This is a genomic window from Pseudoalteromonas sp. 31A1, assembly GCF_011378815.1.
GTDB lineage: Bacteria > Pseudomonadota > Gammaproteobacteria > Enterobacterales > Alteromonadaceae > Pseudoalteromonas > Pseudoalteromonas arctica.
Genome location: NZ_WTKY01000069.1, coordinates 1 through 1,110, shown reverse-complemented (window position 1 = coordinate 1,110; position 1,110 = coordinate 1). Strand labels below are relative to the sequence as shown.

2 pseudogenes are annotated in these 1,110 nt (G+C 37.7%); both read right to left on the bottom strand.

What is annotated here, in order from left to right:
• Positions 1–497: pseudogene (locus GQR52_RS20350) on the bottom strand (transposase); the annotation flags it as partial.
• Positions 498–830: 333 nt separating this feature from the next.
• Positions 831–1,110: pseudogene (locus GQR52_RS20345) on the bottom strand (hypothetical protein); the annotation flags it as partial.

Genomic DNA, 1,110 nt, shown 5'->3' with positions numbered 1-1,110 from the left:
AAGCGTCCCTCCCAGAACCGTCCTGTGCAGTTATCTTCTTTGTTCGCTCTGCGCGCAATACCTTCATTTAATAAGCGCATAAACCAGCTAATACTTGATAGGCGCTCTCGATATTCCTTTACTATTTGATTAAAAAATATGAGCTCTATTTTGCTTAGCTTTTCGCCTTGGATGTATTTTTGTGTAATCAATGTACCTTTACAAAGCTTATGCCAACGAATAACAATGGCTTTGTCATTCAGTCTATTGGCTTTTTTATCATCAACATACAGTACTAAATGTGTATGGTTACTCATTACGGCATAAGCACACACATCAATACAAAATACCTTCGCTAATTCAAGTAGCTTATCTTCAACCCAGCCTCGTCGATGTTCGTAAGACTTCCCCGTAAAGTGGTCTTCACCACACAGAAAGGCACGTCGAACACACCGTGAAATACAATGATAATATTTCGTATCAACCAAACTTACTTGACGCTTTCTTGCAATTGCCATGTGACACCCTGCTTGTTTTTTGCACTAAACAAAGGCTAGCCTCTAACTTCGAAAAGTGCAAAATTTAGGATGAGTGTCTTGTTAATTCCCTCGTCAAAATTTAGGATGAGTGTCTTGTTAATTCCCTCGCTTCCCTTATTTATTATTCGGTGAGCTTCAAAAAAGCGATTAAACTTCGTTTTCTTTGGCATTATTCCAACACCGAAGTAATTATTATTTTGCATCAGGTTCCTTTGCTTTAATAAACCTAGACAGCACTTGTGCCACCTAGGTTTAAATTCCATTTTTAATTATTATCAGAATCCTAGTTGCATGCTATAAATATAATCATCTTTAAGGTATTCCCATAAACAACTGCAGTGCTAAACGCTTTGCTTTGTATTTCCAGGTTAGTTTTTCGATACGTTCGGGCTCACCTTTAAAGTGTAGCCAAGGCTTAATTATTTCTTCGTTAGGTGTCGCTCTGAGCCAATTAAAATGAGCAGCCTCTTTATTAAACTTTTGCCATATTTCGACTTGTTGAGCAAGTGAAAAGTCGCTCCAAAATTTATTAGGTCTGTCATTTTTTTTATCAAATTCAGCGGTGGGTTCATCAAGGTGTCGGTAGGTTTCA